The sequence below is a fragment of the Lamprobacter sp. genome, assembly GCF_034860625.1.
In the GTDB taxonomy this organism is placed as follows: Bacteria; Pseudomonadota; Gammaproteobacteria; order Chromatiales; family Chromatiaceae; genus Lamprobacter.
Genome location: NZ_JAYESN010000268.1, coordinates 1 through 3,797 on the forward strand (window position 1 = coordinate 1; position 3,797 = coordinate 3,797).

A 3,797-nucleotide genomic window follows, 5' to 3' on the forward strand; every position below is an offset into this window, starting at 1 on the left:
CGGCAGGCCGTAGGTGTGATGCCAGGCACGCACCAGATGATCCGAAGCGGCCTTGGAGGCCGAGTAGGGCGAGTTCGGCGCGTAGGCCGTCGTCTCGGTGAATTGGCCGCTTGGCCCGAGCGAGCCATAGACCTCGTCGGTCGAGACATGCAGGAAGCGGAAGGCCTCGCGCCGACTCGCATCGAGGGCGTTCCAATAGACCTTGGCGCTGTCGAGCAGGCTAAAGGTGCCGAGCACATTGGTCTCGATAAAGGCGGCGGGGCCGTCGATCGAACGATCGACATGGCTCTCGGCGGCAAAGTTGACCACCGCGTCGACCTGATATTCGCTCAGCAGGTGGCCAACCAAGGCTTGGTTGCCGATATCGCCTTCCATGAAAACGTGCCGCGGATCATCGCGAAACTCGGCCAGCGTGTCCGGGTTGCCGGCGTAGGTGAGCTTGTCGAGATTGATGATTCGATCGGCGCCTTGTTGCATCTTCAGATGCACGAAGTTGCCGCCGATGAAGCCGGCGCCGCCGGTAACGAGGAGAGTGCGCATGGTGAGATAGGGGCCTTCCTGAACAAGGCGGAGATGATACCACCTCAGGCTTGGGCTTCATGCCTGCCTGCCTGTCTGTCTCGAGCGGATCGAATTTGACGATCAGTGCTTGTCCGACGACATGATCGTTGAAATGGCTTTCGGACCCTACGGTGGCGTAAAGCTCGGCAAAGACGACGAGGAGCCCGAGTTTTCAACCCTGTCGTGGATTGCGATGCTGTTTGCCGGCGGCATGGGCGCGGGCCTCATCTTCTGGGGCGTGGCCGAGCCGCTCTATCACTTCCGTGATCCCCCTGGCATGCCCGCTGAGGCAGCGCGGCTTGCGTTTACGCTGACCATGGGAACCCTGCAGATTCGCGCGGGGCTCGGCGAGTTGGTCGGTACCCCGCTGACCAACCCCTCGCCGGCGGCATCGATCATGTCGCTGTTGGGAACTGCGATGTTGATCTGGATCGCCTGGCTGTTGTTTCGCCCGGTGCACCGCGACTGAATGGAGCCTTTGGCTGCCCCTCTCGAGTGCATCGGGGGCCGGCTGTCAACGGTCGCTGCGACGGACCTCGATGACATCGGTCAGTTGGCGCAGCTTGGCGCAGAGCTGCTCGAGCTGATCAACGTTGCTGACCTCGACCCGAAAACGCATGCTGGCGCGATCATTGGTGGCATCGGTCTGGGTCTCGGTGGCGATCACGTTGGCATCCTCGTCGGCCAACACCGAGGAGACGTCGCGCAGTAGCCCGCGGCGATCGGCGGCGATGATGACGATGTCGACCGGATAGGCGGCATGATCGGGCTGATCGGACCATTCGACCTCGATCAGCCGTTCCTGCTCATCATCACTGAGGTGGCTGATGTTGGGGCAGTTGGCGCGATGCACCGCCACCCCGCGGCCGCGGGTGATGAAGCCGATGATCGGATCATAGGGCACCGGATGGCAGCAGCTGGCGATCTGGGTCATCAGGTCCGGCACCCCGGCCACCACCACCTCGGGTCGCCCATGCGCCGGGCGCTTGCGCCGACCCAGGGCGATCTGTACCGCCTGCTCAGCCTCGCTCGGCAGCTCGCGCCGGTCGTGACGATCATGGCGCGGCTCACCGACCTGCCGCGCGGCGATGCCGACCGAGAGATCGCCGCGCCCAATCGCCGCCAGCACATCGTCGCCGCGCTGCAGATTGAAGCGCTCCGCGAGCTGCTCCAACGGCGGCTTGGCCTCGATGCCGAGTCGCGTCAGCTCCTTGTCGAGCAGGTTGCGGCCCTCGGCCAGGTGGCGGTCGTAATCCTGCTGCTTGAACCATTGGCGCACCCGATTGCGTGCCCGCGCGGTGGTCAGATAGCCCTGGTGGATGCTCAGCCAGTCACGGCTTGGCGTGGCGTTCTTCTGGGTGATGATCTCGACCGTCTCGCCATTGGCGAGTTTATGCGTCAGCGGCACGATGCGCCCATCGACACGCGCGCCACGGCAATGATGGCCGACCTCGGAATGGATCGCATAGGCGAAGTCGAGCGGGGTGGCGCCGGGCGGTAGCTCGACCACCTTCGCCTGCGGGGTCATCACATAGATGCTCGCCGCTAGCTCATGCGGCGGTTCGGTCTCGAGCGTGCTCTCCAGCCAGTTGCGCATCAGCACGATGCGCCGCTGGAAGGCGGCATCATGGCCGGCGGCCTCCTTGTAGGCCCAATGCGCGGCGATGCCGTACTCGGCGTGCTGATGCATCTCCTGGGTGCGGATCTGCACCTCCAGGACCTTGCCATCGGGGCCGGTGACCGCGGTGTGCAGCGAACGATAGAGATTGCCCTTGGGCTTGGAGATGTAGTCGTCGAACTCGTCCGGGATGTACGGCCAGAGGCTATGCACCACGCTTAGCGCGCTGTAGCAGTCATCCTCGGTCTCAACCATGATGCGCACCGCGCGCAGGTCGAAGATGCCATCGATATCGACGCTCTTGCGCTGCATCTTGCGCCAGATGCTGTAGATGTGCTTTGGCCGCCCACTGATGCTCGCCTCGAGCCCGATGCGCGCGAACTCCTGTCGTAGGGTATCGATGACGCTGGCGATGTACTGCTGGCGCTCATCGCGGCGCTCGCGCAGCAGCCGGGCAATGCGCTGGTATTCGTCTGGTTGCCTATAGCGCAGCGCCAAGTCCTCGAGCTCCCACTTCAGTTGCCAGACGCCGAGCCGATTGGCCAGTGGGGCATAGAGGCGTTTGGTGTCCTCGGCCAGTGCCTGTTGGCGTTCGCGCGGCAACGCTTTGGCTGCGCGCAGCAGATGCAGCTGCTCGGCGAGCACGATGAGGATGGTGCGCACGTCTTTGGCCATGGCCAGCAGCATGCGCCGCAGGTTTTCCTCGCGGCGCGCATGCTCGCGCGGCTTATCGCGGCCAGTGCCGCTGGCCTCTGGTTCCAACTCGGCGAGCTGGGCGATGCGGCCAAGGTCCTCAACCATGCGCGCGATGCTGGCGCCGCAGCGCTGATCGAGCAATTGGCTGTCGATCTCGGCGTGGCCGATGCAGCCACTCAGTAGCGCGGCGCAGAGGGTGTCGCCATCCAAACGCAGGGCCATGAGGATATCGGCGGTGCCGAGTCGATGTCGGGCCGCGCTCTCGCCGGTCTCGAGCAGCTCATCGCCGACGCAGCGCTGCATCAGCGCGATGGCCTCGGCGATGCGCGCGCGGTCTTGCTCGCCATAATGGGCCGGAATCCGATCAAGCCAGAGCGCGGCGGCGCTGTGGTCATCGATCTCGGCGGCGGGGAGGGTGGTTGTAGACGTCACCATGGGAGCTATTCGGGTCGCGATCGCGGCTCAGATTGCCAGCCAAGGGCCTTGGTTTAGCCTAACGCCAAGCACGGCCCGACCGCTTTCCTCAGTGCCAGTTTGTTAGGCTACGTTAGCCAATTTTTGAGCAATGCCTCGACCATAGGTTGATGGCGGCAATGGTTTTCCTTCTTTTTTCCATAAATCTAGCCATTCATCTACTATTTCACAAAGCTCTGAATAAACTTCTCTTTCATTTTCTCCATGGCAGCACGGGCCGATAACACCAGGGCATTGGCCAATAAAGCATTGATCTTCATCTGACCATTCAACAATTTTTAAATATCTTGCGCTTTCTTTCATTGTGTTGCTTCTCGAATCTTTTGCTTCACTTCTTTTTCTTGGTAAAACTTTGCATCGTCGCCAACCTGCGCCCGAGAAACCAGATTCCCTTTCGCATCATTGGCCCTGTGCTGAATCGTGGCGGGCAGGGCGTGAGGAACCCCTT

Annotated in this window: 4 protein-coding genes; 1 reads left to right on the forward strand and 3 read right to left on the reverse strand. The window is 62.4% G+C overall.

Features of this window, described 5'->3' with window-relative positions; all coding sequences use genetic code 11:
• Positions 1-540, reverse strand: a 540-nt coding sequence (locus tag VBE63_RS25785) for a dTDP-glucose 4,6-dehydratase (protein WP_323685863.1), incomplete at its 3' end; no start/stop codon positions are given.
• Positions 541-673: 133 nt separating this feature from the next.
• Between VBE63_RS25785 and VBE63_RS25790 the strand changes: the two genes are divergently transcribed.
• Positions 674-1,030 carry a BCCT family transporter gene (locus tag VBE63_RS25790; RefSeq protein WP_416274685.1) on the forward strand — a complete coding sequence of 119 codons (357 nt, stop codon included), beginning with the start codon at positions 674-676 and terminating at the stop codon, positions 1,028-1,030.
• Positions 1,031-1,075: 45 nt separating this feature from the next.
• Here VBE63_RS25790 and VBE63_RS25795 read toward each other — a convergent pair whose 3' ends face one another.
• On the reverse strand, positions 1,076-3,310 hold the full coding sequence (locus VBE63_RS25795) for a bifunctional (p)ppGpp synthetase/guanosine-3',5'-bis(diphosphate) 3'-pyrophosphohydrolase (RefSeq protein ID WP_323685864.1): 2,235 nt from the start codon (positions 3,308-3,310) through the stop codon (positions 1,076-1,078).
• Positions 3,311-3,412: 102 nt separating this feature from the next.
• A complete protein-coding gene (locus tag VBE63_RS25800; protein ID WP_323685865.1) occupies positions 3,413-3,652 on the reverse strand; it encodes a hypothetical protein in 240 nt (79 codons plus the stop codon).
• Between the last annotated feature and the right edge of the window lie 145 nt (positions 3,653-3,797).